20 protein-coding genes are annotated in these 20,329 nt (G+C 34.3%); 8 read left to right on the forward strand and 12 right to left on the reverse strand.

Translation table 11 applies throughout. The features are described from left to right. Positions 1-4: 4 nt before the first annotated feature. Both ACFFVB_RS09780 and ACFFVB_RS09785 read left to right on the forward strand, forming a co-directional pair. Positions 5-457, forward strand: coding sequence for a GNAT family N-acetyltransferase (locus ACFFVB_RS09780; protein WP_382382534.1), 453 nt, complete (start codon positions 5-7; stop codon positions 455-457). 361 nt (positions 458-818) lie between these two features. Continuing rightward, positions 819-962: a hypothetical protein gene (locus tag ACFFVB_RS09785; protein WP_382382535.1), complete on the forward strand. Its 144-nt coding sequence runs from the start codon at positions 819-821 to the stop codon at positions 960-962. A 75-nt stretch (positions 963-1,037) separates the two neighbouring features. Here ACFFVB_RS09785 and ACFFVB_RS09790 read toward each other — a convergent pair whose 3' ends face one another. After that, positions 1,038-1,493: a hypothetical protein gene (locus ACFFVB_RS09790; RefSeq protein WP_382382536.1), complete on the reverse strand. Its 456-nt coding sequence runs from the start codon at positions 1,491-1,493 to the stop codon at positions 1,038-1,040. Positions 1,494-1,594: 101 nt separating this feature from the next. After that, entirely contained in the window at positions 1,595-2,842 is a 1,248-nt protein-coding gene (locus ACFFVB_RS09795) for a 3-deoxy-D-manno-octulosonic acid transferase (RefSeq protein ID WP_382382537.1), read from the reverse strand. A 156-nt stretch (positions 2,843-2,998) separates the two neighbouring features. Between ACFFVB_RS09795 and ACFFVB_RS09800 the strand changes: the two genes are divergently transcribed. The 3 genes from ACFFVB_RS09800 (at position 2,999) to ACFFVB_RS09810 (ending at position 5,580) form a co-directional block, all read left to right on the forward strand. Next, the gene (locus ACFFVB_RS09800) at positions 2,999-4,132 is read left to right on the forward strand and encodes a DegT/DnrJ/EryC1/StrS family aminotransferase (RefSeq protein WP_382382538.1); all 1,134 of its coding nucleotides are present in this window, start codon (positions 2,999-3,001) and stop codon (positions 4,130-4,132) included. Then, entirely contained in the window at positions 4,125-5,147 is a 1,023-nt protein-coding gene (galE, locus tag ACFFVB_RS09805) for a UDP-glucose 4-epimerase GalE (protein ID WP_382382539.1), read from the forward strand. Before ACFFVB_RS09800 ends, galE begins: the two co-directional genes overlap by 8 nt. A gap of 241 nt (positions 5,148-5,388) precedes the next feature. Beyond that, entirely contained in the window at positions 5,389-5,580 is a 192-nt protein-coding gene (locus ACFFVB_RS09810) for a hypothetical protein (protein ID WP_382382540.1), read from the forward strand. A gap of 39 nt (positions 5,581-5,619) precedes the next feature. Here ACFFVB_RS09810 and lspA read toward each other — a convergent pair whose 3' ends face one another. The 5 genes from lspA to ACFFVB_RS09835 are packed head-to-tail and all read right to left on the reverse strand — an operon-like array spanning position 5,620 to position 10,159. Next, positions 5,620-6,120, reverse strand: a complete 501-nt coding sequence (gene lspA / locus ACFFVB_RS09815) for a signal peptidase II (protein WP_382382541.1) — start codon at positions 6,118-6,120, stop codon at positions 5,620-5,622. Continuing rightward, positions 6,120-7,016: an ACP S-malonyltransferase gene (fabD, locus tag ACFFVB_RS09820; protein WP_382382542.1), complete on the reverse strand. Its 897-nt coding sequence runs from the start codon at positions 7,014-7,016 to the stop codon at positions 6,120-6,122. The genes lspA and fabD overlap by 1 nt, the downstream gene beginning before the upstream one ends. Before the next feature lie 60 nt (positions 7,017-7,076). Further along, positions 7,077-7,634 (reverse strand): sugar O-acetyltransferase, encoded by a 558-nt coding sequence (locus ACFFVB_RS09825; RefSeq protein WP_382382543.1) that lies wholly within the window; start codon positions 7,632-7,634, stop codon positions 7,077-7,079. Between the two features lie 13 nt (positions 7,635-7,647). Continuing rightward, positions 7,648-9,207 carry an NAD(P)/FAD-dependent oxidoreductase gene (locus ACFFVB_RS09830; RefSeq protein ID WP_382382544.1) on the reverse strand — a complete coding sequence of 520 codons (1,560 nt, stop codon included), beginning with the start codon at positions 9,205-9,207 and terminating at the stop codon, positions 7,648-7,650. Positions 9,208-9,253: 46 nt separating this feature from the next. Continuing rightward, positions 9,254-10,159: a dihydrofolate reductase gene (locus ACFFVB_RS09835; protein ID WP_382382545.1), complete on the reverse strand. Its 906-nt coding sequence runs from the start codon at positions 10,157-10,159 to the stop codon at positions 9,254-9,256. A 245-nt stretch (positions 10,160-10,404) separates the two neighbouring features. Here ACFFVB_RS09835 and ACFFVB_RS09840 point away from each other — a divergent pair, with 245 nt between their 5' ends. Then, entirely contained in the window at positions 10,405-10,701 is a 297-nt protein-coding gene (locus ACFFVB_RS09840; protein ID WP_382382546.1) for an isoamylase early set domain-containing protein, read from the forward strand. A 39-nt stretch (positions 10,702-10,740) separates the two neighbouring features. Here ACFFVB_RS09840 and ACFFVB_RS09845 read toward each other — a convergent pair whose 3' ends face one another. The 5 genes from ACFFVB_RS09845 to ACFFVB_RS09865 all read right to left on the reverse strand — a co-directional run bounded on the left by ACFFVB_RS09845 (position 10,741) and on the right by ACFFVB_RS09865 (position 15,992). After that, positions 10,741-11,565: a thymidylate synthase gene (locus ACFFVB_RS09845; RefSeq protein ID WP_382382547.1), complete on the reverse strand. Its 825-nt coding sequence runs from the start codon at positions 11,563-11,565 to the stop codon at positions 10,741-10,743. A 150-nt stretch (positions 11,566-11,715) separates the two neighbouring features. Further along, positions 11,716-13,431: a NupC/NupG family nucleoside CNT transporter gene (locus tag ACFFVB_RS09850; protein WP_382382548.1), complete on the reverse strand. Its 1,716-nt coding sequence runs from the start codon at positions 13,429-13,431 to the stop codon at positions 11,716-11,718. A gap of 17 nt (positions 13,432-13,448) precedes the next feature. Continuing rightward, a complete protein-coding gene (locus ACFFVB_RS09855; protein ID WP_382382549.1) occupies positions 13,449-14,060 on the reverse strand; it encodes a bifunctional nuclease family protein in 612 nt (203 codons plus the stop codon). A 169-nt stretch (positions 14,061-14,229) separates the two neighbouring features. Next, on the reverse strand, positions 14,230-15,192 hold the full coding sequence (locus ACFFVB_RS09860; RefSeq protein WP_382382550.1) for an electron transfer flavoprotein subunit alpha/FixB family protein: 963 nt from the start codon (positions 15,190-15,192) through the stop codon (positions 14,230-14,232). 53 nt (positions 15,193-15,245) lie between these two features. Continuing rightward, a complete protein-coding gene (locus ACFFVB_RS09865) occupies positions 15,246-15,992 on the reverse strand; it encodes an electron transfer flavoprotein subunit beta/FixA family protein (protein ID WP_382382551.1) in 747 nt (248 codons plus the stop codon). A 702-nt stretch (positions 15,993-16,694) separates the two neighbouring features. Between ACFFVB_RS09865 and ACFFVB_RS09870 the strand changes: the two genes are divergently transcribed. Both ACFFVB_RS09870 and ACFFVB_RS09875 read left to right on the forward strand, forming a co-directional pair. Next, positions 16,695-17,675, forward strand: coding sequence for a pyruvate dehydrogenase complex E1 component subunit beta (locus ACFFVB_RS09870; protein WP_382382552.1), 981 nt, complete (start codon positions 16,695-16,697; stop codon positions 17,673-17,675). Between the two features lie 68 nt (positions 17,676-17,743). Further along, positions 17,744-20,236: a DUF5686 family protein gene (locus ACFFVB_RS09875; protein ID WP_382382553.1), complete on the forward strand. Its 2,493-nt coding sequence runs from the start codon at positions 17,744-17,746 to the stop codon at positions 20,234-20,236. Positions 20,237-20,329: the final 93 nt, after the last annotated feature.

A 20,329-nucleotide genomic window follows, 5' to 3' on the forward strand; every position in this document is an offset into this window, starting at 1 on the left:
TTAAATGATAAAAATTATACGGACGGATTCTAAGAATGAAGACTTTATTGAATTGGTAAGACATTTGGATTCCGAATTGGCAGAACGCGACGGCGAAGAGCATTCGTTTTACGATCAGTTTAATAAAGTAACAGAAATAAAATATGTGGTGGTTGTATACGTAGCAGATTTAGCGATTAGTTGCGGTGCTGTAAAGGAGTACGATAAAAATACGATGGAAATTAAACGCATGTACACGACTGAAGCTTATCGCGGAAAAGGAATAGCCTCCAAAGTACTTGCCGAATTAGAACAATGGACTTCAGAATTAGCGTATACAAGTTGTGTTTTAGAAACCGGACTTAAGCAACCTGAGGCCATTCGGCTTTACGAAAAAAATGGCTATAATTTAATTCCTAATTATGGTCAATATGCTGAAGTCGTAAATAGCAGATGTTTTGAGAAAATAGTAAACTGATATTTTAATTGATTTTTATTTATCCTGAATATGCGAAATCTTTTATTAATTAATATCGATTTTTAAGTTCTGATTAAATTATTAGAATTTGGTTATTCTAACCACAAACGTTATTAATTATAAAAAACCATTAAATTATTTATGCTTTATTGTATTTGTCTATTTAACGATTCAAGCGCAAGATATTAAATTGCCTTCTCTAGATTTTTCAAAAGATTTAGTTTCTACTTTAAAGCCTAGTAAAGATATTTAGGGTTGTCTTCTGGAGTCTCTTCTGGGGTAGAAAAAAGAGAATAAAAGCTTTGCAAGCGATGTTGGGATTATGAGTGGTTCTGGGGACGATGCTTCTAGGAAATTAAAAATGAACGATAGAAAAAAGAAAAGAGATGGGGTGTTAAGAAAAGCCTTTGGATCTGATAATGCCGTGCTGTCTTATAAGAAAGATATTAAAAAACAAATTACACCATTTAAGAGAACGTATATATTAGCATCATTAGTTTTATAATAGGTATAACGCTAAAGCATAAAAAAGCCCTTGTAAATTTTACAAGGGCTTTTTTTGTATGAAATAGAAAGCAAATTACTTTCCTTGGATTGCTTTATTTGCATCGTTAGCTGTCTTCTTTACAGCATCATTAGCGTCTTTTGCAGCACCTTCAACAGCTTTACCTGTATCTTTCATTGCTTTGTCAGTTGCATTTACAGCATCTTTAGTAGCGCCTTCAACAGCGTTACCTGCATCGTTTAAAGCTTTATCAGTTGCATCAACAGCATCGTTTACAGCATCTTTCGCGTCGCTAGCAGCTCCGTCAACAGCATCAGCTGCGTCATCCATTGCATCTCCAGTTGCATCAACAGCGTCATTTACAGCATCTTTAGTTGCATCTGCAGCATTGTCTAAAGCGTCTCCTGTTTCTTTAGCAGCGTTTTCTACAGCATCCCCTGCACTTTCAGATTTTTCTTTTACGTCTCTACAAGAAGTAAATGTTGTTCCTAGTGCAAATACAAGTGCTGCGCTTAAAATTAGTTTTTTCATGATTTTAGTGTTTTGTTAATTTTTATGCAGCCAAGGTAATAACTTCTAGGCAATCATTAAATCTTAAATGTTAATTTTTTTAACAAATTCAATAAAAGTCATTAATTAGAACTTTTTGGAGTCAAATATTTAGAAATCAGATCTATTGCTCCTGCGTTTTTATGAATGTAATCGCTATTTTTACCTCCTGAAACATCTCTAAATTGAGAATTGTTGGCTAATTGGTTAATGATTTTGTTTAACTCAACTTGATTATTTACCGCAAACATACCTTGGTTTTTTATCATTGCTTTTGCCTCAGGAAATTTTTCGTAGTTATTTCCAATAATAACGGGTACACCAAAGACAGCGGCCTCTAATGTATTGTGTAATCCCGTAGTTCCCATGGCACCACCAATGTAGGCTATATCTGCATAGTTGTAAATTTTTGTAAGAATGCCAATGGTATCTATTATAAAGACTTGTGCTGTTGATAAATCTGCAGTATCTTTTTCTGAATATAATATGGTATTAACCCTTAAACTATTTTTAAGTTGCTGAATTTGATTGGGTTTAATGTTATGTGGAGCTATTATAAATTTTAAAGTACCAGGTGCTGTTGTGTTTATGTAATTTACAAGCAGTTTTTCGTCTTCGGGCCATGTGCTTCCTGCAACAAAACAGAGTTGATTGTTTTTAAATTCAGCGATAAAATTTAAAGAATTATCAATTTTTAATTGGTTTGACACTCTATCGAAACGCGTGTCTCCAGAAATACTTGTCGTATTATAATTTATAGATTGTAGTAGTTGTTTGGAGGCTCCATCCTGCGTAAAAATATGTTCGAAGGTGAATAATGCCTCTTTCATAAAGGTACCGTAGGATTTAAAAAACAGTTGTTCTTTTCTAAATAATGCCGAAATTAAAATGGCGCGTCCTTGTCTATGTTTTAATTCGGCTAAAACATTTGGCCAAATATCGTATTTAACAAATACAGTCAGGTCCGGATGTACTAAATCGAGAAAAGTTTTAGCATTATGTTTGGAATCTAAGGGGAGATACACCACACAGTCTGCAAGTGGAGAATTCTTTCTGATTTCATAACCCGATGGAGAAAAAAAGGAAAGGATGACTTTATGGTTTGGATATTGTTTTTTTATCTCAGCAAACACGGGTAACCCTTGTTCGTACTCACCTAAAGAGGCGCTGTGAAACCAAAGTGTCTTGTCTGTTTTAGAGATGGATTGCTTTAATTTACTATAGGTTTCACGTCTCCCTATTACTCCAGATTTTATTTTAGAATTAAAGAAGCCTATTAATGGAAGTAAAAGACTTGCTAGGGAAATGGAAATATTATATATAATTTTCAAATTAAAATGCTTTGAAACAAAAATAGTATTTCTTTAGGAAAATTTGATTGGTAAACGTTCCTGATTTTCGTAAATTCGTAAGCATAATGTCCCAAACGGATTTATTAATATTCATGGTTCAAACACGTTGATGTTGTGGACCTTAATTTCTTTCAAATGAGAAAAATTCAAATGGTTGACTTAAAAAGTCAATATGCAAGAATAAAGGATGTTGTAAATGATTCTATACAAGAAGTTTTAGAAACTACAGCATTCGTAAACGGACCAAAGGTTCACGAATTTCAGAAAAATTTAGAACAGTATTTAGGTGTAAAACATGTAATTCCATGTGCTAACGGTACAGATGCGTTACAAATCGCGATGATGGGTTTAGGTTTAAAACCTGGAGACGAAGTTATTACTACAGACTTTACATTTGCGGCAACTGTTGAGGTGATTGCTTTATTGCAATTAACTCCTGTTTTAGTAGATGTTGATCCGGATACATTTAATATAGATGTAGAGGCTGTTAAAAAAGCCATTACACCTAACACCAAAGCTATTGTTCCTGTACATTTATTCGGTCAATGTGCTAATATGGAAGGGATTATGGCCATTGCAAAAGCAAATAATTTATTTGTAATTGAAGATAATGCGCAGGCTATAGGTGCAAATTACACGTATAAGGATGGTACTAAAGTGAAAGCAGGAACTATTGGAGATGTGTCTGCAACATCATTTTTTCCTTCTAAAAATTTAGGTTGTTATGGAGATGGTGGAGCTATTTTTACAAACAATGATGACTTAGCACATACTATTCGTGGGATTGTTAATCATGGAATGTACGAACGTTACCATCATGATGTTGTTGGTGTAAATTCTCGTTTAGATGCCATTCAAGCTGCTGTTTTAGGTGCTAAATTACCAAATTTAGATGCGTATAATAAAGCAAGAATAGCTGCTGCGAATAAATATGATGCTGCGTTTAAGGATGAAAAGCACATAAGTACACCTTTTAGAAGTGGAGCAGAAGATAATCATGTTTTTCATCAATATACTTTAAAAGTAACAGGCGTAGATCGTGATGCTTTAGCTAAATATCTAAACGAAAATGATATTCCTTGTGGTGTATATTATCCAATTCCGCTTCATAATCAAAAAGCGTATTTAGATGAGCGTTATAAAGAATCTGATTTTAAAGTAACAAACCAATTGGTAAAAGATGTTATTTCTTTGCCAATGCATACCGAATTAGACGACGACCAAATAGAATATATAACCACAAAAGTAAAAGCGTTTATCAATGAGTAAAATATTAGTAACCGGAGGTCTTGGGTTTATTGGATCTCATACCGTAGTAGAGCTTCAGAACGAAGGTCATGATGTTGTAGTGATCGATAATCTTTCAAACTCTTCAAGAGATGTATTAAAAGGTATTTCTAGTATTTCTGGAAAAGAGCCTATTTTCGAAGAGCTTGATTTAAGAAATAAACAAGACGTTCAAAACTTCTTTAAAACGCATAGTGATATAAATGGAGTGATTCATTTTGCCGCTAGTAAAGCTGTTGGAGAGAGTGTTGGTAATCCGCTTTTATATTACGAAAACAACATAAATACCTTGGTATATGTGTTGCAAGAATTAGACAAATTAAAAGATGCTAATTTTATTTTTAGTTCGTCTTGTACGGTGTATGGCCAAGCAGATGAATTGCCAATTACAGAAAATGCACCTGTAAAACCTGCAGAGTCTCCTTATGGAAATACAAAGCAGATAGGCGAGGAAATTATAAAAGATAGCTGTAAAGTAATCCCTAATTTAAATGCGATCGCTTTACGTTATTTTAATCCTATAGGTGCACACGAGACTGCTTTAATTGGAGAGTTGCCAATAGGAGTGCCTCAGAATTTAGTGCCTTTTATTACACAAACGGCAGTTGGTTTACGTGAGCAGTTGTCTGTTTTTGGAGATGATTATCCAACTTCAGATGGGACTTGTATTCGTGATTATATTCATGTTGTAGATTTAGCAAAAGCGCATGTAATCGCTTTAAAACGATTATTAGATGAGAAAAATAAATCTAATTTTGAAGTGTTTAATTTAGGAACAGGAACAGGAAGTTCTGTGTTAGAAGTAATTCATTCTTTTGAACGCGTTTCTAATGAAAAATTAAACTATAAAATAGCGCCACGTCGTGAAGGCGATGTGATTTCTGCATATGCCAATACGGAAAAAGCAAATGATGAGTTGGGATGGAAATCAGAATTAACCTTGGACGATGCTATGAAATCGGCTTGGAAATGGGAACAAAAAATTAGAAATAAGTAAATTAATTAGTGTTAATTTAGTAAAAACCTTCTCTATAAAGTGCTGTAGAGAAGGTTTTTTTATATCATCTTTTTTGTAATATCGTTGGTTTTTATGTTGATTATCAATGAGATATTTTTAACAATCTTTAGATTTTGTTGAAAAAAATGTAATTCTATAGTTAAATGATAGGGTAATGATCGGTAATCTAGGTTTTATATATTCGTTTAAGTACCTTCGGCTTATAATGAAATCTGATAAAATGAAATTGATTACAGTAAAACGGGAAACTAAGAATGAAGCGAGGTTCACCAAAAAAATGGGAGTCTTACAAATTAAAGTCACGTATATTAAAATGTTGTTTTTAAATATACCGATTAAAACACTGCATAAATACAGAGAAACGTATTACGGAGAAATAAAAGATTGCGACGATTGTCTCCTTCAAGCGTAATAATAAAAAAGCCCTTAAGATTATTCTTAAGGGTTTTTTTTATGCGTTTTGTTTTGCTTTCTTATTTACAACGAAATTAGAATAGAGTAGTAGTCCCATTCCCAACATAACAGACATGTCGGCGACATTAAAAACACCAGTCCTAAAAACGCCTCCTAAGTCAATATGCAAAAAGTCGGTTACAGAACCATATAAAATACGGTCGTAAACATTTGCAATTCCACCACCAATAATACAGGAGAAACCAATAACCGAAAATTTGTCTAAATCCTTTTGGGTTAAAATGTAATAGGTTACATAGGCTAATACGGCTATGGGCAGAATTAGAAGAAAAATACTTTTCAATGTTGGATTTAAATCACTTCCTAAACTTAAAAAGGCACCAGAATTTTCTACATTGGTTAAAATAAATTTATCGCCAAGTAATTCTGTACTTTTATAAGGTGTAACGTAAGCTCTAACCGCAAATTTAGAAATTTGATCGAGCGCTATGTTAAGGGCTATTAACCCTAAAATAAATGGAGTTCTAGAAAGCTTCATTAATTTTGTTCAGTTTCAAAGGTTGCAGATGCAGTTTCTGCAGTTCTGTCAATTTTCTTTACTAAACCTTGTAATACTTTCCCAGGTCCTACTTCTGTAAAATGTGTAGCACCATCAGCAATCATTTGTTGTACCGATTGTGTCCATCTTACGGGAGCAGTTAATTGCAAAATTAAATTTGCTTTTATTTCATTCTCATCGGTAACTGCTGTAGCTGTTACGTTTTGATATATTGGGCAATTTGGTTTGCTAAATGTTGTAGCCTCAATAGCGGCTGCTAATTCTTCACGAGCAGGTTCCATCATTGGAGAGTGAAATGCGCCTCCAACAGGTAATAATAATGCACGTCTTGCTCCAGCTTCTTTTAGTGCTTCGCACGCTTTTTCGACAGCAGAAGTTTCTCCTGAAATAACTAATTGACCAGGACAATTGTAGTTTGCAGCAACTACAACACCGTCTATAGAAGCACAAATATCTTCAACAATACTATCTTCTAGACCTAAAACAGCAGCCATGGTGCTAGGAGTAATTTCACATGCTTTTTGCATAGCTAAGGCACGTTGAGATACTAATTTTAAACCATCTTTAAAGGTTAATGCTCCAGCAGCAACTAAGGCAGAAAATTCACCCAACGAATGACCAGCAACAAGTTCTGGTTTAAAACTATCTCCTAAAACTTTTGCAAGAATAACAGAGTGTAAAAAAATTGCAGGTTGTGTTACTTTAGTTTGTTTAAGATCTTCGGCAGTGCCTTCGAACATAATATCTGTAATATGAAAACCTAAGATACTATTAGCTTGTTCGAATAATTCTTGTGCGATTTTTGAGTTTTCGTAAAGATCAAGACCCATTCCTGAAAATTGAGCTCCTTGACCTGGAAATATATATGCGTTCATAGTTTTAATTTTGAATTTGTAAAAATAAGAATAATAATTAGATTAAAAAGGTTTGAAGTCCTAGCTGTTATCTATGTCTTTAATCACTTTAGCTGGGTTACCCGCAATAACAACATTTTTAGGAAAGCTTTTTGTGACTACAGAACCTGCACCAACAACAACATTATCTCCTAATGTAACTCCTGGACAAATGGTGCTATTGCCTCCAATCCAAACATTATGCCCTATGGTTATAGGTTGTCCTAGTTTTTGTCCGCTATTTCTAAGTTCGGCAGTTAGAGGATGTGTAGCAGCGTATAGTTGTACATTCGGGGCAAACATTACATTATCTCCAATAGTAACTAAGCCAACATCTAAAATGCAACAATTATAGTTCAGGAACAGATTTTTTCCTGCTTTTATATTCGATCCATAATCACAATAAAAGGGTGGCTCTATCCATAAGTTTTCACCACAATCTAATAATTCATTGTAGATAACATTACGTTCTTCTTTATAGTCCTCTGTTATGCTATTTGCTTTCTGAAAAAGTAATCGTGCTCGCAATCGTTCCGCTGTTAAATCGGGATCTGATGGACGATATAATTCGCCTGCCAACATTTTTTCTCTTTCAGTCATATTTAGAAATTTACTATAATCCTATTATCGCAGCTTCAGCACAACGTTCACCATCCATAGCTGCAGAAACAATACCTCCTGCATATCCGCCTCCTTCTCCACAAGGAAATAGGCCTTCAATTTGTGGATGTTCTAATTTTTCTGTTCTCGGAATACTTACGGGTGATGAGGTTCTCGATTCTACCCCAATAATATTGGCTTCAGCAGTATAATATCCGTGCATTTTTTGTCCGAAAGACTCAAATCCTTTACGCAAACTTTTTCCTATTAATTTTGGAAGTAGAGAATGTAAAGGGACGCTTTTTAAACCAGGCTGGTAAGATGTCGGATTTAAATCTGCGGATAGTCTGCCTTCAACAAAGTCGGTTAATCGTTGGGCTGGTGCAACTTGACTTCGCCCTCCAGAAGTAAAGGCTAATTTCTCTAAATCCTTTTGGTATTCTAAAGCTTTAAGTGCTCCAAACTGCTCGTATTTATATAAATCTTTATCTGCATTAATTTCGACTACAATACCAGAGTTTGCAAATTCATTATTTCGTTTCGATGGCGACATGCCGTTAACCACAACTTCTCCGTTTGCAGTGGCAGCCGGAACTATAAATCCGCCAGGACACATACAGAAAGAATATACACCACGACCGTTTACTTGTTGCACCAAACTATAGGCTGCTGCAGGTAATAATTCGCTTCTCTCTCCGCTACAATGGTATTGAATAGAATCTATAATATGTTGCGGATGCTCTACACGAACGCCCATTGCAAAAGATTTTGCTTCAATAGCGATTTTCTTTTTGTCTAATAGGTAGAATATATCTCTAGCCGAATGTCCAGTTGCAAGAATAACACGTTCTGTCGCTAGTTCTTCGCCATTGAGTAATTGAATGGCTTTTATTTTATTATTTGTAATCGTGAAATCGGTAACTCGCGTTTCAAAATGAACTTCGCCACCATGTTTTAAAATGGTTTCACGGATATTAGTTACTACTTTAGGAAGTTTATTTGTTCCGATATGCGGATGTGCATCGACCAAAATCTGATCGGTTGCACCGTGGTATACTAAGTTTTCAAAAATACGACGGACATCACCACGTTTTAAGCTCCGGGTGTATAGTTTTCCATCAGAATAGGTTCCGGCTCCACCTTCACCAAAACAGTAATTAGAATCTTCATTTACAAAATGATCCTGATTTATCGCTTTTAAATCACGTCGTCTGTCCTGAACATTCTTACCGCGTTCTAAAACAATAGGTTTAAATCCTAATTCTATACAACGTAAAGCGGCATACATTCCAGCAGGACCAAAGCCAATAATATGAATAGGTTTTGCTTTAGAAACATCTTTATAATCGAACGTGTAAGCTGAGGTTTCAGGTAGAGGTTCGTTAATATAAACGGCAACTTTATAGTTGAAAATTATAGCAGGTTTTCTAGCATCGATAGATTTTCGAAGTACTTTAATTCCTGATATTTTTTCCTTTGGAAGGTCTAGCTTTTTAGCCGATTGTAGCCATAAACTATCTAGATGTCTCGACTCTTCCTGAAGCGATATACGAAGTTGAATTTCTTTTACCATGCTGCAAATTTACAGAAATTTGCAAACAACTAACTTGCAAAAATTATTAAATACGTTCGTAGGTCATAAACGAGAAAGCGTAGTCGTTATTTTCATCCTTTGGATGATGGATATTTTGAATTTCTCTCCACACGCTTGGATCTAATTCAGGGAAATGTGTATCTGCCTCGAATGTTTCATGTACTCGTGTTAATTCAATCCTATCTGCAAAAGGAAGTGCTTGTTTATAGATTTCTCCTCCTCCAATAACATAGGGATGCTTGTCTTCTAAAGCAGCATCTAGAGCATCGTCCATATTATGAACTACGATAACACCATGTGGCGCTTTATATTTTTGTTGATTAGTTACGACTATATGCGTGCGATTTGGTAAGGGTTTAGGGAAGCTTTCAAATGTTTTGCGGCCCATGATAATACAATGACCAGAAGTTAAGGATTTGAAACGCTGTAAGTCGTCTCGTAAATGCCAAATTAACTGGTTGTCTTTTCCGATAGCATTATTCTCTGATGCAGCTACAATAAGGGTTAAATTTTGTTTGTTAGTCGGTTTCTTATTGCTTATTAAAGCAGTTGCAGTAGTTTCTGAATTGGGTAATTTTGCTTTTAACTTTTCTATGCCCTCTTTTTGTTTCGCGACAAGAAGATCTAATTGCTCTTGTTGCCAGCTAGAGCCCATAAAGCGGTGAATAACAAATACATTAAATGCATGGTAAACTAAAAACACAGACCATGCAGCAATCACTAAAACAAACCAATCTGTACCTAGAGGTCTAAAGGTTTCTCCCATATGAAGACCTAAATTGGCAACAATTACGGCTACAGATCCAATTAAAAAAAGGATGAAATGGGTGTAAAGTCCTTTCTTTTGTTTGATTCGTTTTTGAGCATGTTTTATAAGCTCTAATTGCTCCTTATCTATTTGAGGAATTTCTTTTTTTTTAGTACCGAACATAGGTTTAAAAGTGTTAGTCGTGTAAAAATACTATTTCTACTACAATATTGGAAACTTTTGTAAAAATGATATCAATGTGCTGAAAATTCAACTAATAATAATAAGAAAAAATAACATTTTAATTTGGAACATTAAGTCATATTTAAATCTTTTTTAAGAAAATCATAATTATTTGTCTTAGAGGTAATTATTAGTATCATTATAAAAAATTCTTTCTTACTTTTATATTACTAAAAAATAATATTATGGCAATTTCAAAACAATATTTAAAAAGTAAGCCTGTATGTAAAGTTACATTTACAGTGCCTGCTGAAGATGCAAAAGAGGTAACTGTAGTTGGTTGTTTTAATGAATGGGATGCTAAAGCTACTCCTTTAAAAAAGTTGAAAAACGGAACGTTTAAAGGTGTTGTGAGCTTAGATGCAGATAATTCTTACGAGTTTAGGTATTTAGTCGATGGGTCATTTGCAAATGAAACAGATGCAGACGAGCAAATATGGAATGATTTTGCAGGAGCAGAAAATAGTGTGTTAAAGTTATAGTATAAAAAAAAGTGTTTCTAAATTTAGAAACACTTTTTTTTATATTGCAACAGCACCTTTTATATGCGGGTGCGGATTATAATCGATTAAACTAAAGTCTTCGAATTTAAAATCGAAGATGTCTTTTACATCTGGATTTAATATCATTTTTGGAAGCGGTTTAGGACTTCTGCTTAACTGCAGCTTAACTTGCTCAAAATGGTTACTATATATGTGTGCATCTCCAAAGGTGTGAATAAATTCTCCCACTTGGTATCCGCATACTTGTGCCATCATCATAGTGAATAATGCATAAGATGCGATGTTAAAGGGCACGCCTAAAAAGATATCTGCGCTACGTTGATATAATTGGCAAGATAACTTTCCATCTGCGACATAAAACTGAAAAAAAGCATGGCAAGGTGGTAATGCGGCTTTTCCATCTGCTACATTCTCACTAAACGATTTTGAATTATCTGGTAATACAGAAGGATTCCAAGCAGAAACAAGCATACGTCTGCTGTTCGGATTGGTTTTTAAAGTTTCAACAATTTCCTTAATTTGGTCAATTTCGTCATTATTCCAATTGCGCCATTGGTGTCCATATACGGGGCCCAAATCACCATTTTCATCTGCCCATTCATTCCAGATTTTAACACCGTTTTCGGTTAAATAATTGGTGTTAGTATCACCTTTTAAAAACCAAAGTAATTCATGAACAATAGATTTTAAGTGCAGTTTTTTTGTTGTAACCATAGGGAAACCTTCACTTAAATCGAATCGCATTTGATATCCAAATACGCTTTTTGTACCCGTTCCTGTGCGATCTCCTTTTTCGTTTCCTGTCTCTAAAACGTGGTTTATAAGGTCTAAATATTGTTTCATGAGTCCATTTTCCGTCTTCCCAAAGGGAAGAAACTTTAAAAGTTAATAACTGCAAAAATAATAAAAGGAGATTTTATTTTAGGTGAAATATAAATCTAATATAAATAGTTTTCCCCTTTTCGGGAAATGTCCGTAAGAAAAAGAGGCTGTTTATCCGATAATCATACCTGCAATAGTAGCCGATAGTAACGATGCAATTGTTCCTCCAATTAAGGCGCGGATACCAAATTCTGAAAGGGTCTTACGTTGCCCAGGAGCTAAAGAGCCAATCCCTCCAATTTGAATTCCAATAGATGCAAAATTCGCAAATCCGCACAGCATATAAGTGGCCATGATGATAGATTTTTCGTATTGAAAATGAATAGGATTTGCAATATTTTTAAGCTCAGCTAGCTGGATATAACCCACAAATTCGCTGGCAGCAAGTTTAATACCTAATAGTTGTCCCATAAGTGCCATATCTTGTTTTGCAACACCGATAACCCACATTAAAGGAGAGAAAATATATCCTAAAAGAAATTCTAAAGAAAGTGCAGCATATGGTGTGTTGTGAGAAATCCAAGTATTCAGTCCACCAATTAATCCTATTTTTCCAAACCCGTAATTTATCATAGCAATAAAGGCTACAAAAACCAATAGCATCGCACCAACATTTGCTGCTAGTTTTAGTCCTTCGGTAGTTCCATTTGCAATGGCATCTAATATGTTTGAACCTATGTTGTCTTGAGAAACTTCGAGTTCTGCATTTATTTTTTCTTGTTGTGGGTATAACATTTTAGAGATTACAATAGCACCAGGGGCAGCCATTACAGAAGCTGTTAATAAGTGTTTCGCATAAAATATTTTTAATGCTTGATCTTCACCTCCTAAAAACCCTATATATGCAGCTAATACACCACCGGCTACAGTAGCCATTCCTCCAACCATAACAAGGAGTATTTCGGACCTTGTCATGCGTTCTAAATACGCCTTAATCATTAATGGTGCTTCGGTCTGACCTAGGAATATATTTCCTGCGACACTTAAACTTTCAGCTCCAGAAATACCTAATAACTTGGTTAATACCCATGCCATTCCTTTTACTACTATTTGAATTACACCTAGGTAAAACAATACCGATGTTAAAGCTGAAAAGAATATAATAGTTGGTAAAATTTGAAAGACAAAAATGAATCCGAAACTATCAACATTCATCATGTCTCCTAATAGAAACTGACTTCCAGCTTGTGTAAATTCTAGGATTTTGACGAATATTTTTCCGACGAATTCGAAACCATCTTGTACAAATTCAATCTTTAAAACACCAATAGCTAGTATGGCTTGAGCGCTAAGTCCGGCTCCAATAGTTTTCCAATTTATGGCTTTTCTATTGTTACTTAATGCATAACATATAACTAATAATACAAGCATACCAAGTAAACCACGAAGTAAACTATTAGTAGAAAAACCTTGACTAGGAATTATAGTATCTGTTTCTGCAGAGGCAATAGCACTTGGGGAAACAGAGAGTGCTGTTTTAAAAGAATAGGTGTTTTCAAGTTCTGAAAACACTAAGGTAGAATCTGTTAATTCTGTAATTTTGTAATGCTGAATATCGTCTCTAGGCGTATTATAATAAAAAACCAATAGATTATTCTGTAGCATATAATTTCCGCTAGCAGTTATAGAATCTTGATCTTTAAATGTAATATCGAATTCTCCGTCTTCAAGGTTTAGAGATTCTAAAGTTTTATTTGCCGTTTGGGTAGAATCTTTAGTTGTGCTTTCAAGCTGGTCTAGCTGCCATAGTTTTTCTATGCTTTGTGCCTGAACGTTTAAAAACATTCCGGAAAAAATAAAAGCAATGACAAATAAAAATTGTTTCATAATTATATAAATGGGCTTTAACGTTTCGAAATTTCATCTCGAATTTTAACAGCTTTTTCGTAGTCTTCATTCATGACTGCTTCTGTTAATAATTGATTCAATTCGTCTAAAGTTTTACTCTTATAAACATCTTGAGTAGATGGTTTTTCATGTTCTTCAGCAATGAAATCTTCAACCAAAACATCTTTATTATCCGACGCTTCGTTTTCAGGATTCACTTTTAAATAAATTCCTGCTTTGTCCAAAATGTTTTTATACGTAAAAATAGGGGCTTGAAAACGTAAAGCCAATGCAATCGCATCGCTTGTTCTAGCATCTATAATTTCTTCAATTTTATCGCGCTCGCAAATCAGGCTAGAATAAAACACACCATCTACCAATTTATGAATAATTACCTGTTTAACAGTAATATCAAATCTATCGGAAAAATTCTTAAATAAATCGTGGGTTAATGGGCGCGGAGGCCTAATCTCTTTCTCAAGAGCTATGGCAATAGATTGTGCTTCGAATGCACCAATAACGATTGGCAATTTGCGATCGCCGTCTACCTCATTGAGTATTAAAGCGTAAGCGCCATTTTGCGTCTGGCTGTAGGAAATACCTTTTATATTAAGTCTAACTAAACTCATAATTTAAAAACACAAAAGACTGTTTAAATTAGGACTTTACCAAACCTATTCCTAGTTTTTTGTCAAAACTAAAAAATGAAAATAGGGGAACTCCTTTAAATTTTAATTAAAATTTGAAGGGTAGGAGTCTTTTAAACAGTCTTTGATTATAATATCAAGTTAATATAAATTATGCGTTTTGGGCTTTAAACGCTTTTAATTTTTCGATTAGTGCAGGTACAACTTCAAAAGCATCGCCAACAACACCGTAATCTGCCGCCTTAAAGAAAGGAGCTTCTGGGTCTGTGTTAATTACTAATTTTACTTTAGAGGCATTAATTCCTGCTAAATGTTGAATTGCTCCAGAAATTCCGATTGCAATATACAAGTTCGATGCGACTGGTTTTCCTGTTTGCCCAACATGCTCACCGTGTGGTCTCCATCCTAAATCAGACACTGGCTTAGAACAAGCTGTTGCAGCGCCTAATACTTCGGCTAAATCTTCGATCATTCCCCAGTTTTCCGGACCTTTTAATCCGCGACCTCCAGAAATTACAATTTCTGCATCTGCAATAGTTACTTTATCTGTGGCTTTATCTACAGATTCTACATGCACGCCGTTTTCAGGAATAGATGGAGAATAATTAGTGACTTCTGCTTCAGTTTCATTCTCTTTTAAGCCGAAAGCATTTTTAGAGACTCCAATTAATTTAATATCTGTACTAATGCTTGTTTCGTTAAATGCTTTATTGGTAAACGCCGTACGTTTTACGGTAAAAGGAGATATACTTGAAGGAGCTGCAACAACATTAGAAGCGTAACCCGCTTTTAAAGCGATTGCTAATAGGGGGGCTAAATATTTACTATCTGCGCTAGAACTTACAATAACAACTTTAGAGCCTTGTTCGTCGGCTGCTTGGTTGATAACGTTGGCATAAGATTTGGCGTTAAATGCACTTAATTTTTCATCGGTAATATTTAATACTTTAGTTACGCCGTAGGCTCCTAAAATTGAAGGGTCTTCTGCATTAATAGAAATGGCAGTAACCGACGTTCCTAATTGGTCGGCAACAGCTCTGGCGTAAGATGCTACTTCGAAAGCAACTTTCTTAAATTTACCTTGTTCTGATTCTGTATATACTAAAACTGACATAATGTTTTGATTTTAAATTTCAATAGAAAATTCTTTGTGGTATTGAAATGTGATTAAATGACTTTGGCTTCGTTGTGAAGTAAATTAACCAACTCGTCTAAATTATCTGGAGATACTAATGTTACTGCTCCTTTAGGTGTCGGTTTTTCAAATTTAACTGAAACTGTTTCTGTTGAAGCGTCAATAGGCTCTAGGATAGTTAATGGTTTTTTACGTGCCATCATTATACCTCTCATATTAGGAATACGTAAATCACTTTCTTCTACTAATCCTTTTTGTGCACCTATAACTAAAGGTAAAGCTGTAGAAACGGTTTCTTTTCCACCGTCAATTTCACGAATCGCTTTTACATTAGTGCCATCAATTTCTAGACTAATACAAGTGTTTACAAAATTAGCGTCTGTTAATCCCGCAATCATACCTGGAACCATTCCGCCATTATAATCTATAGACTCACGACCAGCAATAACTAAATCGTAAGCACCGTCTTTTACCACCTTTGCTAACTGTTCTGCAACAGCATAACCGTCTAATGCAGGGGTGTTAACGCGAATAGCGCCATCTGCACCAAGTGCTAAGGCTTTGCGTAAAGTAGGTTCAGTTTCAGGTCCGCCAACATTTACAACATCTACACTAGCGCCTTGCTTTTCTTTAAACCACATGGCACGTGTTAAACCATATTCATCGTTAGGGTTAATTATAAATTGTACACCATTGGTGTCGAATTTAGTATCTCCTTCTGCAAAATTTATCTTAGATGTCGTGTCTGGAACGTGACTTATACACACTAATATTTTCATAATATTTATTTGTTATTATATATTAAGTATAGTTTTATTTGGTTACGAAGTTATTGAATTTTATTTTAATTTTACTATGCGTGCATAGTAAAAATGTAAAAAAAAGAGTTAATTTTTGCTAAATATGGAATTCGGCGCTTGGTAATCAAGATATGTGATAGGCGTGTATATGTACTAGAAACGAGAATATATACACGCATAAGAAGATTATCTAGGACAACATATAATCAGATTTTACAGACTCCTCATAAAATTATTTGCACTTAATTAATGAATCCGTAATTGATTTTATAGTGTAATTCTACTTTTTTTAAGTAACCAGTTGCTGGAGTATAAAAGTGCCAATTTCTTTTTTTGTATGACATCAATTTTAGCGACACTATTTATTATACTGATGAATTTGAAAAAGATGATTGTGTTACTTTTTTTAAACAAGCATTTACCGCTTTAGGCCCGTATTGGAAGATGTAATTAAAATCGTTTTCTATTTCTATTTTATGCATTAATTATTAGTATTAACTAGAAGGAAATAAAGGACAAGAGGGTGTTAGTTTTTAAAAATAAGAGACTGCTTTTTTGAGTTTTTAAACACAATAGAAGAGCTTTTGCGAATTTTATTTTCAATTTAATAAATTAATAAGAATTCTTTTATCGAAAGTTTTGCATTTATTGTTATTTTTGTGGTCTTATAAAACATGATACATGAGAACAATTCAATTCAGAGAAGCGATTTGTGAAGCCATGAGTGAGGAAATGCGCAGAGATGAGAGCATTTACTTAATGGGTGAAGAAGTTGCTGAATACAACGGTGCGTACAAAGCATCAAAAGGAATGTTAGACGAGTTTGGTGCAAAACGTGTTATCGACACACCAATTGCAGAATTAGGTTTTGCAGGTATAGCTGTAGGTTCTACTATGACTGGTAACAGGCCAATCGTAGAATATATGACCTTCAACTTTTCGTTAGTAGGAATTGATCAAATTATAAATAATGCGGCTAAAATCAGACAAATGTCTGGTGGACAATTTAAGTGTCCAATCGTATTTAGAGGACCAACAGGTTCTGCAGGACAATTGGGAGCAACACACTCTCAAGCTTTCGAAAGCTGGTTTGCTAACACTCCAGGTTTAAAAGTAATTGTACCTTCTAATGTATACGATGCTAAAGGACTTTTAAAAGCAGCCATTCGTGACGACGATCCAGTAATTTTTATGGAGAGCGAACAAATGTATGGTGATAAAGGTGAAGTGCCAGAAGGAGAATATGTTATTCCTATTGGTGTTGCTGATATTAAGCGTGAAGGAACTGACGTTACTATCGTTTCTTTTGGTAAAATCATTAAAGAAGCATATAAAGCTGCAGATGAATTAGCTAAAGAAGGTATCTCTTGTGAAATTATAGATTTACGTACTGTGCGTCCATTAGATATAGATGCTGTTTTAAAATCTGTTAAGAAAACAAATAGATTGGTAATCTTAGAAGAAGCTTGGCCTTTTGGAAATGTATCTACAGAGATTACTTACCAAGTACAAGAAAAAGCATTCGATTATTTAGATGCTCCAATTATAAAAATAAATACAGCAGATACACCTGCACCTTATTCTCCAGTATTATTGGCAGAATGGCTACCTAACAGCGACGAAGTTGTTAAAGCTGTTAAAAAGGTAATGTATAAAAAATAAGTTGCATTATATTGCATAATTAAAACTTCATCAACATAATTTATTGCTGGTGAAGTTTTTTTTTAACTATGAATTTAAAACTTAGCCTCACATTTTTCCTCCTCGGATGCTTATCCATACTAGCCCAAACAAAAGTTAGCGGAAACGTCTACGACGAAAGTAACGTACCAGTAGCTTATGCTAACGTTATTTTTAAAGGTTCCTCTCAAGGAACCATTACCAATGAGGACGGTAAATTCTACATGGAATCCGATTCTGAATGGGATACACTTTCCATTTCTTTTATCGGGTACATCACACAAGATATTTCATTATCTAAAAAAACGAATTACAACCTAAAAGTTGTTTTAGAGGAAGAAACCGCACAATTGGACCAAGTGGTTATTGTCGCTGGTAAACAGCCTAAAAAGAATAATCCCGCGATCGATATTTTGAGAAAAATATGGGAACACAAACGGAGAAATGGACTCCAAAAAGTTGATCAATATGAATACGATAAGTACGAGAAAATTGAGTTCGACTTAAATACCATAGACAGTTCTTTAATGCAAAGCAGAATTTTTAAAGGCATGGAATTTGTCTTTGAATCTGTAGATACTTCTAATGTTACAGGGAAAACTTACTTGCCTATTTTTGTAAACGAATCGGCTAGTAAAGTATACGGTAATAATGTAACTTCAAAAGAGCGCGATGTTTTAAAAGGAAACAAAATGTCTGGTTTTAGTAATAATCAATTCATTTTAGATTTTATTAAAGACTTGTATTCTCAGTATGATGTTTACGAAAACTATTTAAAATTCTTCGATAAAAGTTTTGTCAGTCCCTTATCAAAAACAGGAATAAACGTATATAATTATGTCTTGTCAGATAGTGCGTTTATAGATAATAAATGGTGTTATAATATTATTTATTATCCGCGTCGTAAAAACGAGTTAACCTTTAAAGGAGATTTTTGGGTAAATGATTCTACGTTTGCTATCAAAAAAATAAACATGCAAGCCTCAAAAAGTGCGAATATAAATTGGGTAAAAGAAATTTATATAGAGCAGGAATTTGATGTCTTAAACGATTCTATATTTCTTATAAAACGCGACTATTTTATGTCGGATTTTGCATTTAAGAAAAAGGAGGAAGCGCGAGGTGTTTATGGGAAACGTACCACACTTTACGATAATTATCTTTTCGATAAACCTCAAGTAGATGAGTTTTATGACGAGGAAGTTTTTGAATACAATACCGATACTTATAATAGAGATGATGCCTTTTGGGATAGCAACAGACTGGAAACCTTAAGTAAAGACGAAAAGGGAGTTTATAAAATGCTTGATACGTTACAAACCGTAAGGAAATTTAAACGTTTGTATAGTGCCGGAACGGTTTTGGCTTCAGGTTATGTTGAAATGGATCAGTTAAATATAGATTATGGTCCGATTTTTTCAACCTTTGGATATAACGAAGTCGAAGGTCTGCGTATTCGAGGTGGAGGGAGAACTTATTTTGGAGCAAACGATCCTTGGCGTTTAGAGGGGTTTGGAGCTTATGGTTTTCGTGATGAAAAAATAAAATATGGGATCTCAGGAAAATGGTTAATTAATAAAGAAAACCGATTTATAATCTCTGGAGGACACCGAAAAGATATAGAACAAATAGGTGCAAGTTTAACAACGTCTACAGATGTGTTAGGACGTAGTTTAGCGTCGTCTGCACTATTTGCTAAAGGGACTAATGATAAATTGTCGAATATTGAATTGACTAGTTTGGCATTCGAATTGGAACCTATAAAGAATATGGTCTTTAGGTTAGGTGCAGATTTTAGAACGTTAAGTTCGGCTTCAGAAACCTTTAATTTAGATTACTATATAGACGATACATATACCGAAGTTGCTTCAGAAATAAAACAATTCGAAACCGCTTTATCTATAACCTATTTTCCAAATAGACGTATGACGGGGTATGGTGTAGAACGTTCAAGTGCGAATAACGACTATGCAACTTTGTTTGCTCAAGTAAGTCATGGTGAGAAAAACTTATTAAAAAGTGATTTCGACTATACTAAAGTCCAGTTTTCATACACACAACCATGGCAAGTTGGTGGATTTGGAAGACTGTTAACTACTGTAGAAGCGGGGAAAACATTTGGGGAAGTTCCTCTAGGTTTATTAAGTGTGGTTCCAGGGAACCAAGCTTACTTTTCAATTTATAATACCTTTTCTCAATTAAACTATTACGAATTTATCACAGATACGTATGTGTCTGCCCATATGGAGCATAATTTTAACGGAAGATTATTTTCTAGAATCCCTTTCTTACGTAAGTTAAACCTTAGAGAAATTGTGGGGTTAAGAGGAGTCTGGGGAGAAATTTCTGATGAAAATATAGCCTTGAGTGCTTCAGATGTGCCGTATCGCGCACCTAGCGATAAAGTGTACTATGAGTACAGTTTTGGGATAGGAAACATCTTTAAAGTTTTTAGAATAGATTTTAACTTTAGAGGAAATTATTTAGAAAATCCAGATGCACGTAATTTTGGTGTTACAGGTACTTTTGGATTCTATTTTTAATTTTACGGCTTTAAATTGTAAGAATTATCATTTTAGAATGGTTTAATTCTGATTATATAAAAATCAATTCATTTTTAGGTTGCCTATAATTGT

The sequence above is a fragment of the Formosa undariae genome (genome assembly GCF_042427615.1).
GTDB classification, from domain to species: Bacteria; Bacteroidota; Bacteroidia; order Flavobacteriales; family Flavobacteriaceae; genus Formosa; species Formosa undariae.

Excerpts from the sequence above, each read along its gene's own strand:
- ACFFVB_RS09780 (WP_382382534.1), top strand. The coding sequence starts at position 5 with ATGATAAAAATTATACGGACGGATTCTAAGAATGAAGACTTTATTGAA.
- ACFFVB_RS09785 (WP_382382535.1), top strand. The coding sequence starts at position 819 with ATGAACGATAGAAAAAAGAAAAGAGATGGGGTGTTAAGAAAAGCCTTT.
- ACFFVB_RS09790 (WP_382382536.1), bottom strand. The coding sequence starts at position 1,493 with ATGAAAAAACTAATTTTAAGCGCAGCACTTGTATTTGCACTAGGAACA.
- ACFFVB_RS09800 (WP_382382538.1), top strand. The coding sequence starts at position 2,999 with ATGAGAAAAATTCAAATGGTTGACTTAAAAAGTCAATATGCAAGAATA.
- galE (WP_382382539.1), top strand. The coding sequence starts at position 4,125 with ATGAGTAAAATATTAGTAACCGGAGGTCTTGGGTTTATTGGATCTCAT.
- ACFFVB_RS09810 (WP_382382540.1), top strand. The coding sequence starts at position 5,389 with ATGAAATTGATTACAGTAAAACGGGAAACTAAGAATGAAGCGAGGTTC.
- lspA (WP_382382541.1), bottom strand. The coding sequence starts at position 6,120 with ATGAAGCTTTCTAGAACTCCATTTATTTTAGGGTTAATAGCCCTTAAC.
- fabD (WP_382382542.1), bottom strand. The coding sequence starts at position 7,016 with ATGAACGCATATATATTTCCAGGTCAAGGAGCTCAATTTTCAGGAATG.
- ACFFVB_RS09825 (WP_382382543.1), bottom strand. The coding sequence starts at position 7,634 with ATGACTGAAAGAGAAAAAATGTTGGCAGGCGAATTATATCGTCCATCA.
- ACFFVB_RS09830 (WP_382382544.1), bottom strand. The coding sequence starts at position 9,207 with ATGGTAAAAGAAATTCAACTTCGTATATCGCTTCAGGAAGAGTCGAGA.
- ACFFVB_RS09835 (WP_382382545.1), bottom strand. The coding sequence starts at position 10,159 with ATGTTCGGTACTAAAAAAAAAGAAATTCCTCAAATAGATAAGGAGCAA.
- ACFFVB_RS09840 (WP_382382546.1), top strand. The coding sequence starts at position 10,405 with ATGGCAATTTCAAAACAATATTTAAAAAGTAAGCCTGTATGTAAAGTT.
- ACFFVB_RS09845 (WP_382382547.1), bottom strand. The coding sequence starts at position 11,565 with ATGAAACAATATTTAGACCTTATAAACCACGTTTTAGAGACAGGAAAC.
- ACFFVB_RS09850 (WP_382382548.1), bottom strand. The coding sequence starts at position 13,431 with ATGAAACAATTTTTATTTGTCATTGCTTTTATTTTTTCCGGAATGTTT.
- ACFFVB_RS09855 (WP_382382549.1), bottom strand. The coding sequence starts at position 14,060 with ATGAGTTTAGTTAGACTTAATATAAAAGGTATTTCCTACAGCCAGACG.
- ACFFVB_RS09860 (WP_382382550.1), bottom strand. The coding sequence starts at position 15,192 with ATGTCAGTTTTAGTATATACAGAATCAGAACAAGGTAAATTTAAGAAA.
- ACFFVB_RS09865 (WP_382382551.1), bottom strand. The coding sequence starts at position 15,992 with ATGAAAATATTAGTGTGTATAAGTCACGTTCCAGACACGACATCTAAG.
- ACFFVB_RS09870 (WP_382382552.1), top strand. The coding sequence starts at position 16,695 with ATGAGAACAATTCAATTCAGAGAAGCGATTTGTGAAGCCATGAGTGAG.
- ACFFVB_RS09875 (WP_382382553.1), top strand. The coding sequence starts at position 17,744 with ATGAATTTAAAACTTAGCCTCACATTTTTCCTCCTCGGATGCTTATCC.